The sequence below is a fragment of the Pseudomonas putida genome (assembly GCF_009883635.2).
Classification (GTDB): Bacteria; Pseudomonadota; Gammaproteobacteria; order Pseudomonadales; family Pseudomonadaceae; genus Aquipseudomonas; species Aquipseudomonas putida_W.
The window spans coordinates 2664515-2685965 of the sequence record NZ_CP026115.2; the positions used below are offsets into that span (position 1 = coordinate 2664515).

A 21451-nucleotide genomic window follows, 5' to 3' on the forward strand; every position below is an offset into this window, starting at 1 on the left:
CTATACTCGCCCATCATGAATCGGTTCATTCGACTGCTCACCATCCTGATGCTTATCGTGGCGCTTCCGCTTAACGGGATGGCGGGCATCGATTCGGCGACTGAACCTTGCCCAATGCAGACCATGGGCATGGAAATGATGGCGGGTATGGATCATGACTGCTGCCAGGACCAAGACCTGGGCAAGGCCGGCGATCACGCCAAATCCTGCAAGGTCGGCCAGGAGTGCAGGACTGCTAGCACAGTGCAGCTCAGCTTCCTGACGCCTGGGCTGACCTTTGCCAAGCCACGACCTGCCGATACCTACGCGGTAGGCATAGCGACAGGCTCTCCCCCCGATCCATGGCGGCCTCCCCGCGTCTGATTCCCTCTTAATTTCACACCGTCGTTCCGCCTAGCAGCGGGGCGATGGCACGCGCCTGGGCGCTGATCTTTCGAGGAATCATTTTCATGACTCCCCAACGTTTTCAGGGACGGATAACCACGGCCGTCCTGTTCATACTGCTGCCGGCTGTCTCGGCACAGGCTGCAACGCTGTCGCTGGATGAGGCGCTGCAACTGGCTGAACGCAACGCTCCCTCTCTACAGGCCCGCCAGGAGCAGGCATCAGCTGCGCGCAGCGCAGTCATTCCAGCGGGCGAACTACCCGATCCGCGCCTGAATCTCGGGGTACAGAACCTGCCGATTGAAGGCACCGACCGCTGGAGCATGAACAGAGACTTCATGACCATGCAGGTGGTTGGCCTGTCCCAAGAAGTACCGAACCGGGACAAACGCAAAGCTCGCATAGAGACAGCGCAGGCCACGGTCGAGCGAGCCGATGCCGAGGCGCTGTTCGAACGGCTGAAAGTTCGGGCGGCAACCGCACAGGCTTGGGTGGCTGCATACACCGTGCAGCGAAAGCTTGAACAGTTCGACGCCTTCTACAAAGAAAACCAGCTGCTGGCTTCCACGGTGCGGGCCAGCCTGGCCGGAGGCGCAGGCTCAACGGCCGATACGTTGGCTCCCAAACAGGAATTGGCACAGTTGGACGAGCAGAAAGACGTTCTGTTGAGTCAGTCAGCTCAGGCGCGAGCCGCGCTGAAGCGCTGGATTGGGCAGGACGCCGAAGTGGGCGCGCCGACGTTCCCTGTCTGGCCTGTAGATGCAGCTGAATACTTGCACTCCGTCCATGCCCATCCGGAGCTCAATACCTACAACGCCATGACACGCGAGGCTCAAGCCCAGGTACACCAGGCTCAGGCGGAAAAGAAATCGGATTGGTCCTGGGGGGTGGATTATCAGCGCCGTGGTCCGGACTTCAGCAACATGGTCAGCCTGCAAGTCAGCTTCCAGTTGCCGTTGTTCACCAGCTCCCGGCAAGACCCAATGATTGCGGCACGACGCGCATAAGTTCGCCAATTGGAAAATGAGCAGGACGCTGCCCTGCGCGAGCATCAAGCTCAGCTTGAAACAGACCTTGCCGAGTACCAACGCTTGCAACGGGCTGTACGGCGCAGTCGCGAAACACTTTTGCCCCTGGCCGAGGACCGGGTACGCCTCGCTCTGGCGGACTACCGCGCCGGTAATTCGCCGTTGAGTGAAGTGCTGTCGGCACGCCGGCAGCGTGTGGAAGCGCTGCTACAGGATGTGGACCTGCAAGGACAGTTGGCGGCAACAGCAGCGCGTCTGCATTTCGTTTATGGAGAGGTGCGGGCATGAGGAATAGGTCGATTGGTTTGCTCGTGGCTGCTGCCCTTGCTATTGGGATAGGCGCGGGCTTCTGGCTAGGTGGAAGAGGTGCGTATTCCTCATCCCAGCCAGTAGGTGAGGAAAAAAAAGCGCTGTACTGGTATGACCCGATGTATCCCCAGCAGCACTTCCCGGCGCCCGGAAAATCGCCGTTCATGGACATGCCGCTCGTGCCCAAGTATTCGGATGACACGGCTGGCGAGGAGCAGCCTGCGGTTCAGGTCTCGGCTGGGCTCCAGCAAAACCTTGGGATTCGATTGGCGACGGTGACGGCTGGCCGGCTAGAACGGACCCTGAGTGTGAGCGGCGTTCTAACGTTCGACGAACGCGACTTCAGCGTATTGCAGGCCCGGACTGGCGGCTACGTCGAGCGCGTCTATGGTCGAGCGACGGGCGACATCGTTGCCAAAGGGGCTCCTCTAGCCGATGTGCTAACCCCGGAGTGGGCTGGTTTGCAGGAGGAATACCTGGCGCTGCGGCATTCCGGCGACACGCAGCTGACGGCGGCGGCACGACAGCGGCTTGTGCTCGCCGGCATGCCGGCCGACCTGATCAACCGGGTCGCGAGCACTGGGAAGGTGCAGCTCTCGGTCACACTCTCCGCACCCATGGCCGGAGTCATCCAGGTTCTCGATTTGCGACCCGGAATGACGTTGACGCCGGGGGCTACCTTGGCGAGGATCAATGGAGTGGCCAACGTCTGGCTGGAAGCGGCTGTGCCGGAAGCCCAGGCTCAAGGTCTTCGCGAAGGCCAGCCTGTGCGGGCGCAATTGCCAGCGTTCCCAGGCGATCCCATACCGGGCAAGTTGACCGCGTTGCTCGCCGATGCCGATTTGCAGAGCCGCACGTTGCGCCTGCGTATCGAGTTGCCCAACCCGGATGGACGGCTTCGTCCTGGGATGACCGCTCAAGTGGCTCTCCATCCCGGCGAGTCTTCCGAGCAAAGCCTCTTGGTGCCTGCCGAGGCGGTCATCCGCACCGGCAAGCGAGACCTGTTGATGCTGGCTGAAGACGGTGGTCGCTTCCGGCCGGTGGAAGTCGTGTTGGGCCAGGAGAGCAGAGGGAAAGTTGCGGTGTTGCAGGGCCTTCAGCCAGGACAGCGCATCGTCGCGTCCGGGCAATTCCTGTTGGACTCCGACGCTAATTTGAAAGGCATCGAGGCGGCGACGGCGCAGGATAGTCAGCCTAATGCGGGGCCAGCCCTGCATGAAGCGGATGGCCGTGTCGTGCAGATAGACGGCACCCAGCTCACCGTTGCCCACGGTCCTTTCATCACCCTGGGCATGCCAGGGATGACCATGACCTTTCCTGTGGTTGATCAGTCTCTCCTTGATGGCCTCAAGGTCGGTGCGCAGATTCGCTTTGGCATACGCGAACGCGACGAGGGCATGGTAGTTGAGCAGATCAACGTGGTGGAGGGCCAACCATGATTGCCAAACTGATCCGCTGGTCGGTAGGCAACCGTGTGCTGGTGCTCCTCGCCACGCTGTTTCTGGTGGCATGGGGCTTCGTCTCGGTGCGTAGCCTGCCAATCGACGCCTTGCCCGACCTGTCGGACGTGCAGGTGATCATCCGCACGTCCTACCCAGGCCAGGCTCCCCAAATCGTTGAGAATCAGGTGACCTATCCGCTGACCACAACCATGCTCTCGGTTCCGGGGGCCAAAACGGTACGCGGTTTCTCCGCCTTCGGTGACAGCTTCGTCTACGTGCTGTTCGAGGACGGCACCGATCTGTATTGGGCGCGCTCACGGGTGCTTGAGTACCTGAGCCAGGCGCAATCGCGATTACCTGAGGCAGCCAAGCCGGTACTGGGCCCGGATGCCACCGGAGTGGGCTGGATTTATCAGTATGCGTTGGTCGATCGCAACGGCGGCCATGACCTGTCGCAACTGCGCAGCCTGCAGGACTGGTTCCTGCGCTATGAGCTCAAGACCCTGCCGGATGTCGCTGAGGTAGCCACCATCGGCGGTATGGTCAAGCAGTACCAAGTCGTCCTCGATCCGCTGCGCATGGCCAGCCTCGGTATCACCCAGGCTGAGGTGGTTGAGGCTATAGGCAAGGCCAACCAGGAGACCGGTGGCGGTGTACTGGAGCAGGGCGAAGCGGAGTTCATGGTACGTGCGGCCGGCTACCTGCGATCGCTGGATGATTTCAGAGCGATACCGCTGCGACTGGCTACCAAGGGCGTGCCGGTGACATTAGGCGACGTCGCTACGGTGCAGATAGGTCCGGAAGCCCGCAGAGGCATAGGCGAACTGGACGGCCTCGGCGAAGCCGTAGGAGGGGTGGTGATCCTGCGCAGCGGGAAGAATGCTCGTGAGGCCATCGGGCACGTCAAGGCCAAGCTAGAAACCCTGAAGAAAGGCCTGCCAGCCGGGGTGGAGCTTGTCACCGTCTACGACCGCAGCCAGTTGATCGACCGTGCCGTGGAGAACCTCAGTCACAAGCTGATCGAGGAATTCGTAGTAGTGGCGTTGGTATGCGCAGCGTTTCTCTGGCACCTGCGCTCGTCGTTGGTGGCTATCGTGTCGCTTCCCGTGGGAATCTTGATTGCGCTGATTGTCATGCGTCATCAGGGTATCAATGCCAACATCATGTCCCTTGGCGGAATCGCTATTGCCATCGGTGCAATGGTGGACGCTGCCGTGGTCATGATCGAGAACGCCCACAAACGTGTTGAGGCTTGGCATGCCCGGCATCCTGGTCAACCCTTGCGAGGCGAAGCGCATTGGAGGGTAATGACAGAGGCGGCCGTCGAGGTAGGACCGGCACTATTCTTCAGCCTGATGATCATCACGCTATCGTTCATCCCGGTGTTCACGCTGCAAGCCCAGGAAGGGCGTCTCTTCGCACCCCTGGCCTTTACCAAGACCTACGCAATGGCAGCGGCGGCTGCGCTATCGGTGACCCTGATTCCGGTGCTGATGGGGTACTGGATCAGAGGGCCACTGCCTGCGGAACAGCGCAACCCGCTCAACCGGGGCCTCATCCGGCTGTACCGTCCGGCATTAGAGGTCGTCCTGCGCCGGCCTCTGGTTACCCTCGCTGGAGCATTGCTCATCCTGCTCAGCAGTCTGTGGCCCTTGAATCATCTTGGGGGCGAGTTCCTTCCTCCGCTCGATGAAGGTGATCTGCTTTACATGCCTTCAGCCTTGCCTGGACTCTCGGCGCAGAAAGCTTCAGAGCTGTTGCAGCGAACGGATCGTCTGATTCGAACTGTTCCCGAGGTGGCCAGTGTCTTTGGTAAAGCCGGCCGCGCCGAGTCCGCTACCGACCCGGCACCGCTGGAGATGTTCGAGACCATCGTTCGGCTCAAGCCCAAGAGTGAGTGGCGTCCAGGAATGACCACGGAGAAGCTCATCGAGGAGCTTGATCGCACTGTGCGTGTGCCTGGGCTGACCAACATCTGGATCCCGCCCATCCGCAACCGCATCGATATGCTGGCCACCGGTATCAAGAGCCCAATAGGCGTCAAGGTGGCCGGCAGCGACCTAGACCAGATAGACCGGGCTACCCTCGCTGTGGAGCGGGCAGCGAAAAAGGTTCCTGGAGTGACTTCGGCGCTGGCGGAGCGTTTGACTGGTGGCCGCTACATTGATCTGGATATCGATCGCCATGCCGCTGCCCGTTACGGTCTGAACATCACCGACGTACAGGCCCTCGTGGCTGGCGCCATTGGTGGCGAAACCATTGGAGAAACGGTTGAAGGCTTGGCCCGCTATCCCATCAGCGTGCGCTATCCACGCGAATGGCGTGATTCCGTGGAGGCGTTGCGTCAGCTGCCGATCTACACCTCGCAGGGCGGTCAGCTGACGCTCGGCAGCGTGGCCCGCATACGTATCGCTGATGGCCCGCCCATGCTTAAGAGCGAGAATGCTCGCCCCTCGGGTTGGGTGTACATCGATGTGCGCGGCCGGGATCTATCGTCTGTTGTGGCAGACCTTCGTCAGGCGATCAACAGCGAGGTGAAGCTCGATCCAGGCATGAGCTTGAGCTACTCCGGCCAGTTCGAATACCTGGAGCGGGCGAATGCCCGTCTGGCCTGGGTGGTGCCGGCGACGCTGGCCATCATCTTCGTGCTGCTCTACCTGACCTTTGGGCGCCTCGGTGAGGCGTTGCTCATCATGGGCACACTACCGTTCGCGCTGACCGGAGGCGTTTGGCTGCTGTACCTGCTGGGCTACAACCTGTCGGTGGCCACAGGCGTTGGTTTCATTGCCCTGGCCGGCGTAGCGGCGGAGTTCGGAGTGATCATGCTCATCTACCTGAATAACGCTTGGGCTGAGCGTCAAGCCAAAGGCGAAACCACACGAACAGCGCTGCTCGACGCGATCCGTGAGGGCGCGGTGCAACGCATCAGGCCCAAGGCAATGACTGTGGCGGTCATCGTTGCAGGCTTGCTGCCCATCCTCTGGAGCAGCGGTACCGGCAGCGAGGTCATGAGCCGCATCGCGGTTCCCATGGTGGGCGGCATGCTCACCGCCCCCTTGCTTTCCCTTTTTGTAATCCCTGCGGCGTACTGGCTGATCCGTCGCCGCGAACTTGCTGTAACTACCCCCAACCTCTCAGGAGAAATCCAATGAAAAAGCTAATTGTCATCGCAGGCCTGGTCACCGCTTTTGCCACCAGTGTGCATGCCCAGGACATGGATGGTATGGACATGAAGAAAATGCCAGCCTCCGCCGAGGGGGGCCAAGGGAGCCAGGCGGCTCCCACTGCGCATGCTGAGGGGACAATAAAGGCGCTGGATCTTCAAAGCGGGAAAATCACCTTAGCGCACGGCCCGGTAGCAGAGCTCAAATGGCCGGCGATGACCATGGGCTTCCAATCTGAGCCTGCACAGCTGAAGGGCTTGAACGTAGGCGACAAGGTGAAATTTGGGTTCCGCATGGAGGGAAGCTCCGCGAAAATCGTGAGCATCCAGAAGCAGTGATTGAAAAGCCTTGAATGATCGGGCACGCCTTCATACTGAGATGATTCGGACAAGCTTACAGAAATGTAATCAATCTTCAGGAACCCCTCAGGTCGAACGCTACATACCGTCATGAGACGGTGCACTGGCATCACATCGACCCGATACCGGAGATATGATCATGAACAGTAGCTTTGATGAATGCATCTCGGAATGCCTGCGCTGTGCGCTGGCCTGTGAAGGCTGCGCGTCAGCCTGCCTGCAAGAGCAGGACGTAAAAATGATGGCTGACTGCATCAAGTTGGACAGGGATTGCGCAGATATGTGCAGGCTGGCGGCTACCTTGATGGCACGAGAAAGCATGCTCGCCAAGGAATTTTGTGCGTTGTGCGCCAGGATTTGCCGCGCCTGCGGGGAGGAGTGCAGTAAGCACACGGCAGACCACTGTCAGCATTGCGCACAAGCCTGTTTGGCCTGCGCACAATCCTGCGAAGCAATGGCTGCCTAATTAATTTCGACCGACCGTCGTTCTTTTGCAAAGTACTTAGGGAAGACCTCGGTCGGTCGATCACAAGCCCCCTGGCGGCCGATCAGCTGGCGCTACTGGTGATCAGCTGACTTCAAGAATTAACCTGTGCTTCGGTCAGTTTTGACCCCTGCAGTTAATTCCGGCAGTGCGATATTCAAGGATTTTCAGCTCTCCTGTTGAGTCCTCGTAATTCATCTGTGCCGGCATCACGTCGCAGCTGCCGTTGGTCGAAGTCCTGCTGATGACTCTCGCCACGTCCAGCTTCATTCCATAGCGATAATGGATCACCTCAGGTGGCTTTTTTCCATTGGCCGCTGCGTATGCACGCATAGCCTGCTCATTCGCCTGAATCATTTTTCCGTGCAAACGATCAGAACCTCCTTCGGAAAAAGCGGATGAGGAGGCGATTAAGAGAAGTAGGCCGGCGATGCATTTGGCTTTGATCATTTCAATTACTCCATGAAAACATGACTGCAGCCTAAGGCCCGGTAGCTGTCATCCATGTGATCCAGGCATTACATCTTTGTAAGGCTGTGCTGGGTTGACAGCGCTATTCCCTCATAGACAGTTTGCGGGTGCCTAAGGTAAAGCCGACACGGGACAGAGCTTTTCAAACTCTGCGGAGTTGGAAATCACCCTAGGGGCTAGGGATCGCTCTCTGCGCTCATATCCCCGAGCCTCGAATAAATCGGGCGCAATTGTGGTCCGCAGAGGCTTTAAGCCCCGTCGGCTTCGGCTATGCGTTCAAGTGCTCTAAGCAGCAAGGTACCGACCCCGGATCCTCTTTCCCAGGATCCACAACCAGCGAACGAATTAGACGAGCCTGGCCATCCTTCGATGCCCCATATCCCAGTTCCGTTTCTCCACGGTGAAAGGAATAGAACATGCGGTCGTGCTGCAGAAGGTCCGGGGTAGGCAAGCCGGCTGCGGAAAGATACTCATCCAACCCCTGGATCTGATCGGCACCAAGCAATCGGAGAGACATCTCAGGGTGGTTCATCGTGGACTCGATGGGAAGGGAATCAATATCCGGATAAGGGCGCGAACCCTGGATTTTGCCTCCTACTGTGACTCGGTCATCTGGTCAGTGAATTAATATCTGCTTTACCGTATATCTGAATGGTCATATATTCGAGCCTCCAGATATGAGCCGCCCGTGCTGCGTTCCCCAGGAGGTCAAATGCGGGAAACCCTAACCCCCCCCATCGTTTTTAAATGTCTCGCTGACGAAACACGAGCCCGGATGACCTTGCTGATCGCCAGTGAAGGCGAGCTATGCGTATGTGAGTTGACCTGCGCACTCGACCTCAGCCAGCCGAAGATTTCTCGGCATCTTGCTCAATTGCGAGAAGCCGGAATCCTCATGGACCGGCGGCAGGGACAATGGGTGTATTACCGCCTCAATCCGTCCTTGCCAGAATGGGTGCAGATGATGCTCAAGAGTGTTGTCGATGCAAACGCCCAGTGGCTAAGCGCCGATGCTGTGCGCCTTGCTGAAATGGGCGAGCGTCCACAAAGCCCTGCTGCTTGTGCTTGATTTTCACTTCGCTGACTGAGTTGAGCCATGTTCATCGCATTTTTGATTTTTCTCGCAACGATCGTTCTGGTGATCTGGCAGCCAAAGGGTCTGGGGGTGGGCTGGAGCGCTGGTCTAGGGGCGGTCGTGGCGCTACTGGCGGGCGTAGTGAATCTGTCTGATATCCCAGTGGTGTGGCAGATAGTATGGAACGCCACCGCAACGTTTATCGCTGTCATCATCATCAGCCTTTTGCTGGATGAGGCGGGTTTCTTCGAATGGGCAGCGTTGCATGTGGCCCGCTGGGGCAACGGCAGTACCCGCAAGCTGTTCGCTTTCATCATTCTCCTGGGAGCAGCAGTGTCGGCGTTATTCGCCAATGATGGCGCAGCGCTGATCCTGACGCCGATCGTTATCGCCATGCTGCTTGCCCTGCGTTTTTCCCCGGCGGCGACGTTGGCATTTGTCATGGCAGCAGGTTTTATCGCCGATACCGCGAGCCTGCCGCTGGTGGTGTCCAACCTGGTGAACATCGTTTCCGCCGACTACTTTGGCATCGGTTTCAGCGAGTACGCCTCGATCATGGTGCCGGTGAACCTGGTCAGTATCGCCGCCACGCTGGGAATGCTGCTGTGGTTCTTCCGCAAGGACCTGCCGCGAACCTATGAACTCGACCAACTGAAGGCTCCCGAAGCCGCTATCCGCGACAAGGCGACGTTCGTTGCCGGCTGGTGGGTGCTTGCGCTGTTGCTGGTCGGCTTCTTCGCCATCGAGCCGCTGGGCGTTCCGATCAGCGCCATCGCTGCTGCCTGTGCGCTGATCCTCTACCTGATCGCTGCGCATGGGCACGTGATCTCAACCCGCAAGGTGCTCAAGGACGCGCCTTGGCAGGTCGTGGTGTTCTCGCTTGGCATGTACCTGGTGGTCTATGGCCTGCGTAATGCCGGCCTCACCGACTACCTGACGCAGATCCTCAATGTCTTCACCGGCTACGGGGTCTGGGGCGCATCCCTCGGGACGGGGCTGCTCGCCGCTGGCCTGTCGTCGGTCATGAACAACATGCCCACTGTACTGGTAGGAGCTTTGTCGATCCATTCCGCCGAGGCCACTGGCATCGTGCGTGAGGCCATGATCTACGCCAACGTCATCGGCTGTGACCTCGGTCCGAAAATCACCCCAATCGGCAGCCTGGCCACCTTGCTGTGGCTGCACGTGCTGGCCCGCAAAAACATCGTTATCACCTGGGGTTACTACTTCCGCACCGGTATCGTCCTGACGCTGCCGATCCTGCTTGCCACCTTGGCCGCATTGGCCATACGCCTGAGCTTTTGAACCGGAGATATCTGATGAAAGTCTTGTTCATGTGCACCCACAACAGCTGCCGCAGCATCCTGTCCGAGGCGCTGTTCAATCATCTGGCCCCCGAGGGTATGGAAGCTGTGAGCTCGGGTAGCTTCCCAAGCGGCAAGGTCAATGAGCGGGCGCTGAAGACCTTGGAAGCCGCCGGTATCCCCACCGCTGGTCTTTCAAGCAAGGCCTCGGATGTCTTCGAGAGCTCTCCTCCCGACATAGTCGTCACCGTGTGCGATCGAGCTGCCGGCGAAGCCTGCCCGATCTTCTTCGGTCCATCGCTCAAAGCCCACTGGGGCCTGGCCGACCCTTCGGCGGTTACCGGCAGTGAGGCGGAAATCGAACAAGCCTTCCAGACCACACTTGCGAAGATCGATGAGCGCGTGCGCGCTTTCATTGCGCTGCCCTTCTCGCAACTGAGCCAGGACGAACTGAAAGCCGAACTTGCTCGCATCGGCGCGCTGTAGGCCCTGGATCAATGGAGACTGAAATGAACGACCACCTGCCAAATATCCAGCCAGAACTGATCGATCTGCCGTCGCTGGAGCGTCTGGAGCCGAAGGATCCCTCCACGCATAAACCACGCATCCTGCTGCTGTACGGATCGACCCGCGAACGCTCATTCAGCCGCTTGATGGTCCAGGAAGCTGCGCGCCTGCTGGAAGAGTTCGGCGCCGAAACCCGTATCTTCGACCCTTCCGGCCTGCCGCTCCCGGATGACGCTCCGGACTCCCACGAGAAGGTGCTGGAACTCCGCGAGCTGATGCAATGGTCCGAGGGCCAGGTGTGGTGCTCGCCCGAGCGTCACGGTTCTATGAGCGCAGTCTTTAAGGCGCAGATCGACTGGGTACCTTTGGCCATGGGCGCCGTACGTCCGACCCAGGGCAAGACATTAGCGGTGATGCAGGTTTGTGGTGGCTCGCAGTCGTTCAACGTGGTGAACCAATTGCGCGTGCTGGGCCGTTGGATGCGCATGTTCACTATCCCTAACCAGTCGTCGGTTCCAAAAGCCTTCCTGGAGTTCGATGATGCCGGGCGCATGAAACCTTCTTCCTTCTATGACCGGCTGGTTGATGTGATGGAAGAACTGACCAAGTTCACGCTGCTATTGCGCGACCGCCAGGATTACCTGGTGGATCGCTACTCCGAGCGCAAGGAGTCGGCGGAAGAGCTGTCCAAGCGAGTCAATCTGCGGTCCATTTGAGGTCATGAGCATGTCACATCCCTACTCGATGAAATCGCTGCCCCATGCCCCAGGAGCGCTAATTTTCACACCCTGCCCGGGCACCCAGGCCAGCGATCTTGCTGAAAGCCTGAAGACGCTGAAGCAGGCTGGCGCCGTGGCGCTGGTTACCCTGATGTCGGATACAGAGCTTCAGGAAAACGGCGTTGGTGAGCTTGGCGTCGCGGCCAGGCAGTATGGGTTGGAGTGGTACCAGTTGCCGATCGAGGATGATCAGGCTCCTGATCAAACCTTCGAGGCTCGGTTGGGGGAGATTCGCCACCAGTTAGACGATTTGCTCGCTTCCAACAAGGCCCTGGCCATCCACTGCAAGGGCGGCTCCGGTCGCACCGGGCTGTTCGCTGCCCGTCTGCTGATCGAATCCGGAATGCCGCGTCGCGAGGCGATCGCTTGGGTGCAGGAGCTTCGCCCACGGGCGATTCAGAAGCCTGCGCACATCAACTACATCAACCAATTCGGCGAAGACTGAGCGCTCCAGCCAGACAGGAGAGACCATGGCCACCGACGGCGAACTACTCGATGTCATCGTGATTGGCGGCGGGCAGTCCGCGCTTACGGTGGCCTATTTTCTCAAGCGGGCCAAGTTGTCGTTTCTGCTGCTCGACGCCGAAGAGGCTGCGGGCGGGGCGTGGCGCCATGGCTGGGACTCGCTGACGCTATTCTCACCCTCAGCATGGAGCTCGATCGCGGGCTGGCCGATGCCGCTAGTCACCGAAGGTAATCCCGATAGGGATCACGTGGTCAGCTATCTGGAGCAGTACGAGGCGCGCTACGGGTTTCCTATCGTTCGCCCCGTCAGCGTTACGGCGGTGGAGCGAACCGGGCGTGGCCTTCGTGTTCGCTCGAAGGACCGCGACTGGGAAGCCCGTGCCGTCATCAGCGCAACGGGGACTTGGAGCAAACCCTATGTTCCGGTTTATCCGGGGATAGAGCTGTACGGGGGGCAGCAAATTCACTCCGCCCATTATCAGTCACCAGAGGCTTTCCAAGGAAAGCGCGTGCTGGTCGTTGGTGGTGGCAACTCGGGGGCGCAAATCTATGCGGAGCTGTCCGAGGTCGCCGACGCAACGTGGGTAACCACGGAGGAGCCGGCGTTTCTGCCTGATGATGTCGATGGCCGGGTGCTGTTCGAGCGGGCTACCGAGCGCCTCAAGGCTCAACAGGAGGGCCGTGTTATCAACGTACCGGTCGGCGGGCTTGGCGATATAGTCATGGTGCCCCCGGTGGTCCGGGCCCGCGAGCGAGGAGCCCTACGGTCTGTAAGGCCTTTTGTCTCATTCACGCCTGACGGGGTCGTCTGGCCCAATGGTGAGAAAACCCAGGTCGATGCGGTGATCTGGTGTACCGGTTTCCGGCCGGCTCTGGATCACTTGCGGGACTTGGACGTGCTGGATGACAGCGGTAAGGTCGAGGTTGACGGGTCGCGCTCTATTCGCGAGCCGCGCCTCTGGCTGGTCGGATATGGCGACTGGACCGCCCTGGCCTCGGCGACGCTGATCGGCGTCACCCGTACCGCGCGCAGCACCGTAAACGAAGTAGTGGAATACCTGAACAGCTTGGAGCAGCCGGATGCATAGCGGAATCGAGATTCGTATTGCTGGTCCAGAAGACGCTGCAGCCATACAGGCTATCTACGCTCCGATTGTGCTCCACACTGCCATCTCGTTTGAAGAGGTAGCGCCGAGCGCGGAAGAAATGCGCCAGCGTATCGAGACGACGCTTCATACCTATCCATATTTTGTGGCTGTGCAGCAAGGTCGGGTGGTCGGTTATGCCTATGCTAGCCAGCATCGAGCGCGAGCGGCATATCGGTGGGCGGTAGATGTGACCGTCTACGTTGCAGAGGGGCAGCGTCGGAGTGGGATTGGCCGGCAGCTTTATGACGTTCTCCTGCCGGTTCTGAAGCAGCTAGGATATCGTTCTGCATACGCGGGTATTTCTTTACCGAACGAAGGAAGCGTGGGTCTCCATGAGCGACTCGGCTTTCAGCACATCGGTACGTTTTCGCAGGTCGGGTTCAAACTCGGTGCGTGGCATGACGTGGGATATTGGCGGTTTGATTTCGGTGGCGAGGGTTGTCGGCCTGAGGCTCCTACAAGCTTCTTATCCCAAATCCCGATGCCGCGTTAGAACATGAGGTCCATTTTGAAGGGTCCATTTGAGCGGCCGCTGAGCGTTTCGTCACCAGGGCTTGAATCTGAGCTAGCGTGTTGCGAAGACACGTCGGCGGCCTAGAAGACTCGATGGAACCATCAGAGATATGATCCTGCGATCACAACTCGAAGGTGGCCTCTATGCCATACCCCGTAAAGCCATGGGCAGAAATAGCTCAGCATTATCAGCGCGGTACCATCTTGTTGGGCAACGGCGCGAGTATCGCTGTGTCGCAGAGTTTTGCGTACCGCTCACTGCTAGAACATGTCAGGGAAAATGAGCTGCTCCAGAACGACGTGGCGCGTCTGTTCGAGTTTTTTGAGACAGAAGATTTTGAGCTAATTCTGCGGGTCGTCTGGCAAGCATCCAACGTCAACAAATCGTTGGAGATCCCAGATCAGCGTACCCACGAAGCCTACGTGCGCGTCCGGGATTGCCTGATCCAGGCAGTGCGGGATGTTCACCCTGAATATCACCAGATCACCGATCATCTGCCGAACATGTACCGGTATCTGAAGGAGTTCGACACGGTCTTGTCGCTAAACTATGACCTGCTGGTTTACTGGACGGTGGCCTATGGTCTCAACATCCCGGACGGCCATATGTTCAAAGACTGCTTCGTCGATGGCGGGGTATTCGATGACGACTGGCGTCGATTCCGGAAGCTGTACAAGGAGCGAGTGAATACGTTGGTGTTCTACCCCCATGGCAGCTTAGCTTTATGCCGCAACAACATAGAGGAAGAGTTCAAGATCCGCGCATTGGGCGGCGGCTTGCTGGAAGCCATTCTTCAGGAGTGGAAAAACGAGCGTGTGGTACCGCTGTTTGTCAGTGAAGGAACCATGCGTCAGAAGGTAGCTTCGATTCAAAATAGCTACTACCTGTCGACTGTCTATCGAGAGGTGCTTACGGCGCCCCGGAAGACACTGACACTGTTCGGTTGGGGCTTGGGGGAGCACGACAGGCATTTGCTCAAGCGAATGAAGGGGACGGGCATTGAGCGCGTAGCCGTCTCAGTCTTTCGGGGATATCAGCCTTATTGCAACATGGCTTACCAAATCATTCAGGATGACCTGGGGCCAGTTGACGTCGATTTCTTCGACAGTGAGAGCCCGGGCTGCTGGGTTCAACCCGAATAGCGGGCAGGACATCCACTCCTGAAATCTCAGAGGTGGCTGTAAGGCCCGTCATTACTGGGCTAGACAGTTTTTATTCTCTGGCGCATTTGTCCGAGTCAACGGTTTTGGGGGCTCGCGACAGTTTTGCGTTTACTCCGAATCGGGCTGAAGGCCACGGAAACTGGGCCTCTTTGCGACAGTTTTAATTCTCTAAATCCACCAAAGCCCCGGCTCGATGCCGGGGCTTTTTTCATTTGTGCAATCAGTCAGGTTCAAGCTGCTTTCAGTACAGTCTTCCCTGCCGCCCGCGCTTTGTTGTTGCCGATCAGCGCATCCACGCTCAATGCCCCCCCACCAAACGCTGCAATCTGCAGCAGGCCGCCTGCAATCGAGATGTTCTTGAAGAAGTTGATGAACTGCCCTTGGTCCGCCAGGTTGTTGTGGAAGGCGAAGGCGGCCATCACGGTGAACAGCGCCATGACCACCGCGACGATGCGGGTTTGAAACCCGATAATCAGCAATGCCGCGAGGCCGAGCTCAACACCCAGTGCGGCCAGGTAGCTCAGTACCGGGAAGGGCAGGCCGCTCGATTCAATGTAGGCGATGGTGCCCTCAGGCGAAGCCAGCTTGCTGAAGCCGCTGAGTAGGAAGAGCATGGCCAGCAAAACACGACCGACGACTGCAGTTGTACCTTTGAAAGTGTTCATTTTGTAGCTCCTGATCCTTGAGTTCGAATGGCTCACCGCGCTATGCCCGGTGGCGTTGTCTGCGGTATGGCGGCCATTCTGAAGCCCAATATCAGTCAAGACAATCAGGCTTTAAAGTGAATGATTGTTCCGAAAAACAGGACAATAATAAAAGCCATCAAAGCGTCGAACACTGCGCACTGTCCCCTCATCATCGGAAGCACGCGTCTTATTGATCGCATCCACGCATCAATTAATGAAAAATGAACGATTATCTCCAGCGCTGCTTTCGACGATCATCCCAGCAATAAGCACTTACAATTTTTAAGAAACGCTGGAGATCCACCATGAGTCTGCCGTCACGCTCGGTGCCCGAGGGCAAGTCAAAGGCCGGTATGGTCTTCCGGGTAACGTCCGGAAACTTCCTTGAACAGTTCGACTTCTTCCTGTTCGGCTTCTACGCCACACACATCGCGGCGGCCTTCTTCCCCGCGTCCAATGAATTCGCTTCGCTGATGATGACCTTCGCCGTGTTCGGCGCCGGCTTCCTCATGCGCCCGCTGGGTGCGGTAATCCTGGGTGCGTACATTGATGACGTCGGTCGACGCAAAGGGCTGATCGTCACCCTGGCGATCATGGCCAGCGGGACCTTGCTGATCGTGCTGGTGCCCGGCTACGCCAGCATCGGGCTACTGGCCCCGGCGCTGGTGCTGATCGGGCGCTTGTTGCAAGGGTTCTCGGCGGGCGCCGAGCTGGGCGGTGTGTCGGTGTACCTGGCCGAAATGGCCACGCCGGGGCACAAGGGTTTCTACGCCAGCTGGCAGTCCGCCAGCCAGCAGGTGGCGATCGTCGTCGCCGCCGCACTGGGCTTTGCCCTCAACGAATGGCTGTCTGCCGCCGAGATCGCCCAGTGGGGCTGGCGCGTGCCGTTTGCCGTGGGCTGCATGATCATCCCGATGATCTTCCTGCTGCGTCGCAACCTGCAGGAAACCGAAGAGTTTGCCGCCCGCAAGCATCGCCCTACCATGAAGCAGGTGCTGGCGACGCTGGCTGCCAACTCCGGCGTGGTACTGTTCGGCATGCTGATGGTGGCCATGACCACAACAGCCTTCTACATGATCACGGTGTACGCGCCAACCTTCGGCAAGACCGTGCTGCAGTTGAGTACCGGTGATGCACTGCTGGTGACCTTGCTGACGGCGGTGTCGAACTTCATCTGGTTGCCCATCGGCGGCACACTCAGCGACCGCCTTGGGCGCAAGCCGCTGCTGCTGGCCATGTCGCTGATGACCGTGATCACCGCCTACCCGGCGCTGACCTATCTGGCTCAGGCGCCGACCTTTGGTCACATGCTCGAAGTGCTGCTGTGGTTCTCGTTCCTGTACGGCATGTACAACGGTGCGATGATCCCGGCGCTGACCGAAATCATGCCAGTCGAAGTGCGGGTGGCAGGTTTCTCGCTGGCCTATAGCCTGGCGACTGCACTGTTCGGCGGTTTCACCCCGGCGATCTCGACCTGGATGATCCACGTCACCAACGACAAGGCAGCACCGGCCTACTGGATGATGTTCGCTGCACTCTGTGCATTCGTTGCTACCTGGATGCTCTACCGTCGCCTGGCCAACCGCGCAGTGGTGGCCGTATGAGAGCTGCGTTGAAAGCGTTGCTGGCCGCTACTTTGCTCGCTGGCGGCAGCATTGCCCAGGCTGCCGAACTGACTGTGATGACCTCGGGCGGCTTCACTGCCGCCTACAAGCAACTGGGGCCGCAGTATGCGGCGCAGAGCGGCGATACCTTGGTCACCGTGCTGGGGCCGTCCATGGGCAAGGCCCCCGAGGCGATCCCCAATCGCCTCGCTCGTGGCGAGCACGCGGATGTGGTGATCATGGTCGGCTATGCACTGGACGAGCTCATCCGTCAGGGCAAGGTCGACCCGGCATCGCGGGTGGAGCTGGCAGACTCGCGCATTGGCCTGGTAGTCCGGGAAGGGCAGGCCAAACCCGCGATCGGCACCGCTGACGAATTGAAGCGGACCTTGCTGGCGGCACAGTCAGTGGCCTACTCGGACAGCGCCAGCGGCGTGTACATCGAGAAGGAGCTGTACAAGAAGCTGGGTATCCAGGACCAACTGGTCGGCAAGAGCACCATGGTGGAGCGCATTCCGGTGGCCTCGCAGGTGGCAAAGGGCACCTATCAACTTGGCTTCCAGCAGGTTGCCGAGCTGTTGCCTGTGCCGGGTGTCACTTACGTTGGCAAGATCCCGGAAAGCCTGCAGTCGGTGACCCGCTTTGCCGCTGGCATCCCGAAAACCGCCGAGCACCCGGCAGAGGCGAAGCAGCTGCTGAACTACCTCGCTTCGCCCGACGTGCAGCCTGCCGTGCGCGCCACCGGGCTGGATTCAGTCGCCCGGTAATACGCCAGGCAGTTCGCCAATCAACCTGACCATCTCAAGTGCCGCAGGCGTCAGCGTGCGGCCGCGGCGCGTGAGCAGGCCCATCTTGCGGCTGACCTCCGGTTCGACCAGTGCAATGCTGGCGAGGATCGGATGCGGGGTCATCGGCAGTGCGATCGATGGCACCGCCGCGATGCCCAGGCCTGCTTCGATCAGGCCGAGCAGGGTGGTCACATGCCTGGCTTCGCAGACACTCTCTTTGCTGACCTGCATCCCGGCCAACGCCCTATCCAGTACCAGGCGGTTGCCTGACGATTTGCCCAGAGTGATGTAGTCATGCTCGTAGGCTTGTGCCCAGGTCACCTTGTCCAGCTTGGCAAGCGGGTGATCCTGGCGGCAGGCGATGACATAGCGCTCCTCGAGCAGGACGCTGAACTCGATCTCCGGGGCGAGGTTGCCAGTGAAGCTCAGGCCAAAGTCTGCTTCACCGGAAGCCACGGCGGCGCTGACTTCGTTGGCGGAGGCGTCGTACAGGTTGATCCGAACTTTCGGATACTGCGAATGGAAGGCGCGGATCGCGTGGGGCATGAAGTAGTAGGCCGCTGACGGCACACAGGCGATGGTCAGGGTGCCGGTGCGCAGCGTGCCACCATCACCGACGCTGAGCAGCGCCAAGTCCAGATCATCCAGCAGGCGTTCGACCTGGGGCAGGAAGGCGCGCCCGACATTGGTCAGCGACACCTTGCGCGTGGTCCGCTCGAGCAGCTTCACGCCCAGCGCCGACTCGAGTTTTTCGATACGCCGGCTCAACGCCGACTGGGTGATGCGAATGGTATCGGCGGCGCGGCGGAAGCTGCCTTGCTCGACCACGGCACGGAAGGCCTGCAGGTCATTCAGATCGAAGTTGATGCTCAACCGGTGGGCTCCGCTGGTTTGATCGAAAGCGTGCATCAATGGTATTTCGAAAAAACCGGCGGAGCCAGCTGGGTCAGATCTGCATGGCCATGCCGTGAACGTTCATGGCTGCCTGGCGCAGGGCTTCGGAGCGGGTCGGGTGCGGGTGGCAGATCAGCGCGATGTCTTCAGCCGAGGCGGCGAACTCCATGGCCACGCAGAACTCGCCAATCATCTCGCTGACGCTCGGGCCGACCAAATGCACGCCGAGCACCTCATCGGTGTTGGCATCGGCGATGACCTTGGCGAAGCCTTCGGTCTCGTGGTTGATCTTGGCGCGGCTGTTGGCGGTGAAGGGGAACTTGCCGACCTTGTAGGCGCGGCCTTCGGCCTTCAACTGCTCTTCGGTCTTGCCGACGGTAGCCAGTTCCGGACGGGTGTAGATCACGCCGGGGATCAGGTTGTAGTTCACTTCATGGGGCTTGCCGGCGATGCGCTCGATGCAGGCGACTGCTTCGTCCTCGGCCTTGTGCGCCAGCATCGGGCCGGAAGTGACGTCGCCGATCACCCACACACCGGGGACCGAGGTGCGGTGCTGCTCGTTGCTCAGCATGCCGCGCTTGTCGGTTTCCAGCCCTACGCTCTCAAGGTTCAGGCCCTTGGTATAAGGACGACGGCCGATCGCGACCAGCACGTAGTCGGCCTGCAGGGTTTCGGCGGCGCCACCAGCTGCCGGCTCCAGTGTCAGGCTGACACCATCGGCTTCAGTCTTGGCCTGTGTGACCTTGCTACCGAGCTTGAAGGCCATGCCTTGCTTGGCCAGGGCTTTCTGCAGGGTCTTGGCGGTTTCTTCATCGGTGCCCGGGCAGATGCGGTCGAGGTACTCGATGACGGTGACTTGGGCACCCAGGCGGCGCCATACCGAACCCAGTTCCAGGCCGATGACGCCAGCGCCGATCACCACCAGGTGCTTGGGTACCTGCGGCAGGGCCAAGGCGCCGGTGGAGTCGATGATGCGCTGGTTGTCGATGGTCACGCCGGGCAGGGGAGTGGGCTCGGAGCCCGTGGCGATGACGATGTCCTTGGCCTGCAGCGGGGTCTCGCTGCCATCTTCGGCCTTGACGATGACCTTGCCGACGCCATCCAGGCGGCCCCAGCCTTTGATCCATTCGACCTTGTTCTTGCGGAACAGGTACTCGATGCCCTTGGTCAGGCCAGTCACGCTCTCGTCCTTCTGTTTCATCATCTGGGCGAGGTTGAGCGTCGGCTTCACTTCGATGCCGAGGTGGGCGAACTCTTCGCCGCTGGCCGCTTCGTAAAGCTCGGAGGCGTGCAGCAACGCTTTGGACGGCATGCAACCGACGTTGAGGCAGGTGCCACCGAGGGTCGAACGGCCTTCCACGCAAGCGGCGCTCAGGCCCAGTTGGCCGGCGCGGATCGCTGCGTTGTAGCCGCCAGGGCCGCCGCCAATGATCACCACGTCATAGGATTTCATGGGTTTTTACTCCAGATGAGGAAGCGCGAGAGGGGCATAAGGTTAAGCTGAGAAGGGCGGATTGTATACAATCCGTTGTTTTGATCAGATCAGTTGGTTCTAGACCTTGGTCTCGTTTAGGCCTGCTTTGGAGGAAACCTCCCACGAATGAACTACTCTGTTCCGGCGACGTTCGAAATATCAGGCGTCGTGGCCTTATAGGGATAGGAGGAGTGTTCATGCTTGCTCAACTTCCACCGGCACTGCAAAGCCTGCATTTGCCACTGCGGTTTAAACTGTGGGACGGCAACCAGTTCGATCTGGGCCCAAGCCCGCAGGTCACCATCCTGGTCAAGGACCCACAGCTGATCGCTCAGTTGACGCATCCAAGCATGGACCAGCTGGGCACCGCGTTCGTGGAGGGCAAGCTGGAGCTGGAAGGCGACATCGGCGAAGCCATCCGCGTATGCGACGAACTCAGCGAAGCACTGCTGACCGACGAGGACGAAGCTCCGCCGCAGCGTCTGGCCCACGACAAGAGCACCGACGCCCAGTCCATTTCCTACCACTATGATGTGTCCAATGAGTTCTACCAGCTGTGGCTGGATCAGGACATGGCGTATTCCTGCGCCTACTTCCGCGAGCCGGACAATACCCTCGATCAGGCCCAGCAGGACAAGTTCGACCACTTGTGTCGCAAGCTCCGTCTGGAAGCCGGTGATTATCTGCTCGACGTGGGCTGTGGCTGGGGTGGGCTGTCACGTTTCGCCGCGCGTGAATACGGCGCCAACGTATTCGGGATCACCCTCAGCAAAGAGCAGCTCAAGCTTGGGCGCGCGCGGGTAAAGGCGGAGGGGTTGGCGGACAAGGTCGACCTGCAGATTCTCGACTACCGTGACCTGCCTCAGGATGGCCGCTTCGACAAGGTCGTCAGCGTTGGCATGTTCGAGCACGTCGGGCACGCCAACCTGGCGCTGTATTGCCAGAAGCTGTTCGGTGCGGTCAGGGAAGGTGGCGTGGTGATGAACCATGGCATCACTGCCAAGCACATCGATGGCCGACCGGTCGGACGAGGGGCTGGTGACTTCATCGACCGTTACGTATTCCCCAATGGTGAACTGCCGCACTTGTCGATGATCACTGCCAGCATCTGTGAAGCGGGGTTGGAAGTGGTGGACGTGGAGAGCCTGCGCCTGCACTACGCCAAGACGCTGCATCACTGGAGCGAGAACCTGGAGAACCAGCTGCACAAGGCAGCGGCGCTGGTGCCGGAAAAGACCCTGCGCATCTGGCGCTTGTACCTGGCCGGCTGCGCCTATGCGTTCCAGAAGGGCTGGATCAACCTGCATCAGATTCTGGCCGTGAAGCCGTATGCCGATGGGCACCATGATCTGCCGTGGACGCGGGAAGACGTTTATCGCTGATCATGCACCGGATGAAGAAAGGGCCGC

The 21451-nt window shown here is 59.6% G+C and carries 19 protein-coding genes and 1 pseudogene; 16 read left to right on the plus strand and 4 right to left on the minus strand.

The features are described from left to right. The first annotated feature begins 449 nt into the window (after window positions 1-449). The 5 genes and pseudogenes from C2H86_RS12020 (at window position 450) to C2H86_RS12040 (ending at window position 7152) form a co-directional block, all read left to right on the plus strand. Window positions 450-1700: pseudogene (locus tag C2H86_RS12020) on the plus strand (TolC family protein). After that, on the plus strand, window positions 1697-3160 hold the full coding sequence (locus tag C2H86_RS12025) for an efflux RND transporter periplasmic adaptor subunit (RefSeq protein ID WP_159412694.1): 1464 nt from the start codon (window positions 1697-1699) through the stop codon (window positions 3158-3160). Before C2H86_RS12020 ends, C2H86_RS12025 begins: the two are co-directional and overlap by 4 nt. After that, a complete protein-coding gene (locus tag C2H86_RS12030) occupies window positions 3157-6315 on the plus strand; it encodes an efflux RND transporter permease subunit (protein WP_060519757.1) in 3159 nt (1052 codons plus the stop codon). Before C2H86_RS12025 ends, C2H86_RS12030 begins: the two co-directional genes overlap by 4 nt. After that, on the plus strand, window positions 6312-6665 hold the full coding sequence (locus C2H86_RS12035; RefSeq protein WP_060519755.1) for a copper-binding protein: 354 nt from the start codon (window positions 6312-6314) through the stop codon (window positions 6663-6665). The genes C2H86_RS12030 and C2H86_RS12035 overlap by 4 nt, the downstream gene beginning before the upstream one ends. A 160-nt stretch (window positions 6666-6825) precedes the next feature. Beyond that, window positions 6826-7152, plus strand: a complete 327-nt coding sequence (locus C2H86_RS12040) for a four-helix bundle copper-binding protein (protein WP_101195988.1) — start codon at window positions 6826-6828, stop codon at window positions 7150-7152. 135 nt (window positions 7153-7287) lie between these two features. Here the strand turns inward: C2H86_RS12040 and C2H86_RS12045 are convergent, their stop codons facing one another. Next, on the minus strand, window positions 7288-7620 hold the full coding sequence (locus C2H86_RS12045) for a DUF2790 domain-containing protein (RefSeq protein WP_039614978.1): 333 nt from the start codon (window positions 7618-7620) through the stop codon (window positions 7288-7290). A gap of 733 nt (window positions 7621-8353) precedes the next feature. Between C2H86_RS12045 and C2H86_RS12050 the strand changes: the two genes are divergently transcribed. From C2H86_RS12050 to C2H86_RS12085, 8 genes are all read left to right on the plus strand, one after another. Next, a complete protein-coding gene (locus tag C2H86_RS12050) occupies window positions 8354-8710 on the plus strand; it encodes a metalloregulator ArsR/SmtB family transcription factor (RefSeq protein WP_060519748.1) in 357 nt (118 codons plus the stop codon). A gap of 27 nt (window positions 8711-8737) precedes the next feature. Continuing rightward, window positions 8738-10021: an arsenic transporter gene (locus C2H86_RS12055; RefSeq protein WP_060519746.1), complete on the plus strand. Its 1284-nt coding sequence runs from the start codon at window positions 8738-8740 to the stop codon at window positions 10019-10021. 14 nt (window positions 10022-10035) lie between these two features. Continuing rightward, window positions 10036-10506, plus strand: a complete 471-nt coding sequence (locus tag C2H86_RS12060; RefSeq protein WP_031314387.1) for an arsenate reductase ArsC — start codon at window positions 10036-10038, stop codon at window positions 10504-10506. 23 nt (window positions 10507-10529) lie between these two features. Then, complete coding sequence (arsH, locus tag C2H86_RS12065; RefSeq protein ID WP_060519744.1) at window positions 10530-11243, plus strand: arsenical resistance protein ArsH; 714 nt, start codon at window positions 10530-10532, stop codon at window positions 11241-11243. Window positions 11244-11247: 4 nt separating this feature from the next. Further along, a complete protein-coding gene (locus C2H86_RS12070) occupies window positions 11248-11751 on the plus strand; it encodes a cyclin-dependent kinase inhibitor 3 family protein (protein WP_082422063.1) in 504 nt (167 codons plus the stop codon). 25 nt (window positions 11752-11776) lie between these two features. Beyond that, window positions 11777-12859 carry an ArsO family NAD(P)H-dependent flavin-containing monooxygenase gene (locus C2H86_RS12075; RefSeq protein WP_101195987.1) on the plus strand — a complete coding sequence of 361 codons (1083 nt, stop codon included), beginning with the start codon at window positions 11777-11779 and terminating at the stop codon, window positions 12857-12859. After that, on the plus strand, window positions 12852-13412 hold the full coding sequence (locus C2H86_RS12080) for an arsinothricin resistance N-acetyltransferase ArsN1 family B (protein WP_060519738.1): 561 nt from the start codon (window positions 12852-12854) through the stop codon (window positions 13410-13412). Before C2H86_RS12075 ends, C2H86_RS12080 begins: the two co-directional genes overlap by 8 nt. Before the next feature lie 164 nt (window positions 13413-13576). Further along, window positions 13577-14575, plus strand: a complete 999-nt coding sequence (locus tag C2H86_RS12085) for a DUF4917 family protein (RefSeq protein WP_060519736.1) — start codon at window positions 13577-13579, stop codon at window positions 14573-14575. Window positions 14576-14826: 251 nt separating this feature from the next. Here the strand turns inward: C2H86_RS12085 and C2H86_RS12090 are convergent, their stop codons facing one another. Then, on the minus strand, window positions 14827-15261 hold the full coding sequence (locus tag C2H86_RS12090) for a DoxX family protein (RefSeq protein WP_205524603.1): 435 nt from the start codon (window positions 15259-15261) through the stop codon (window positions 14827-14829). A 326-nt stretch (window positions 15262-15587) separates the two neighbouring features. On the opposite strand from C2H86_RS12090, the gene C2H86_RS12095 reads away from it, so the two are divergent. Beyond that, window positions 15588-16886 carry an MFS transporter gene (locus C2H86_RS12095; protein WP_159412696.1) on the plus strand — a complete coding sequence of 433 codons (1299 nt, stop codon included), beginning with the start codon at window positions 15588-15590 and terminating at the stop codon, window positions 16884-16886. After that, on the plus strand, window positions 16883-17653 hold the full coding sequence (locus C2H86_RS12100) for a substrate-binding domain-containing protein (protein WP_159412697.1): 771 nt from the start codon (window positions 16883-16885) through the stop codon (window positions 17651-17653). Before C2H86_RS12095 ends, C2H86_RS12100 begins: the two co-directional genes overlap by 4 nt. On the opposite strand, the gene C2H86_RS12105 is transcribed toward C2H86_RS12100, so the two are convergent. Both C2H86_RS12105 and lpdA read right to left on the minus strand, forming a co-directional pair. Further along, on the minus strand, window positions 17639-18547 hold the full coding sequence (locus C2H86_RS12105) for a LysR family transcriptional regulator (protein ID WP_159412698.1): 909 nt from the start codon (window positions 18545-18547) through the stop codon (window positions 17639-17641). The genes C2H86_RS12100 and C2H86_RS12105 overlap by 15 nt on opposite strands. A gap of 73 nt (window positions 18548-18620) precedes the next feature. Next, complete coding sequence (lpdA, locus tag C2H86_RS12110) at window positions 18621-20021, minus strand: dihydrolipoyl dehydrogenase (RefSeq protein WP_159412699.1); 1401 nt, start codon at window positions 20019-20021, stop codon at window positions 18621-18623. A gap of 218 nt (window positions 20022-20239) precedes the next feature. Here lpdA and cfaB point away from each other — a divergent pair, with 218 nt between their 5' ends. Further along, complete coding sequence (gene cfaB / locus C2H86_RS12115; RefSeq protein ID WP_159412700.1) at window positions 20240-21424, plus strand: C17 cyclopropane fatty acid synthase CfaB; 1185 nt, start codon at window positions 20240-20242, stop codon at window positions 21422-21424. Window positions 21425-21451: the final 27 nt, after the last annotated feature.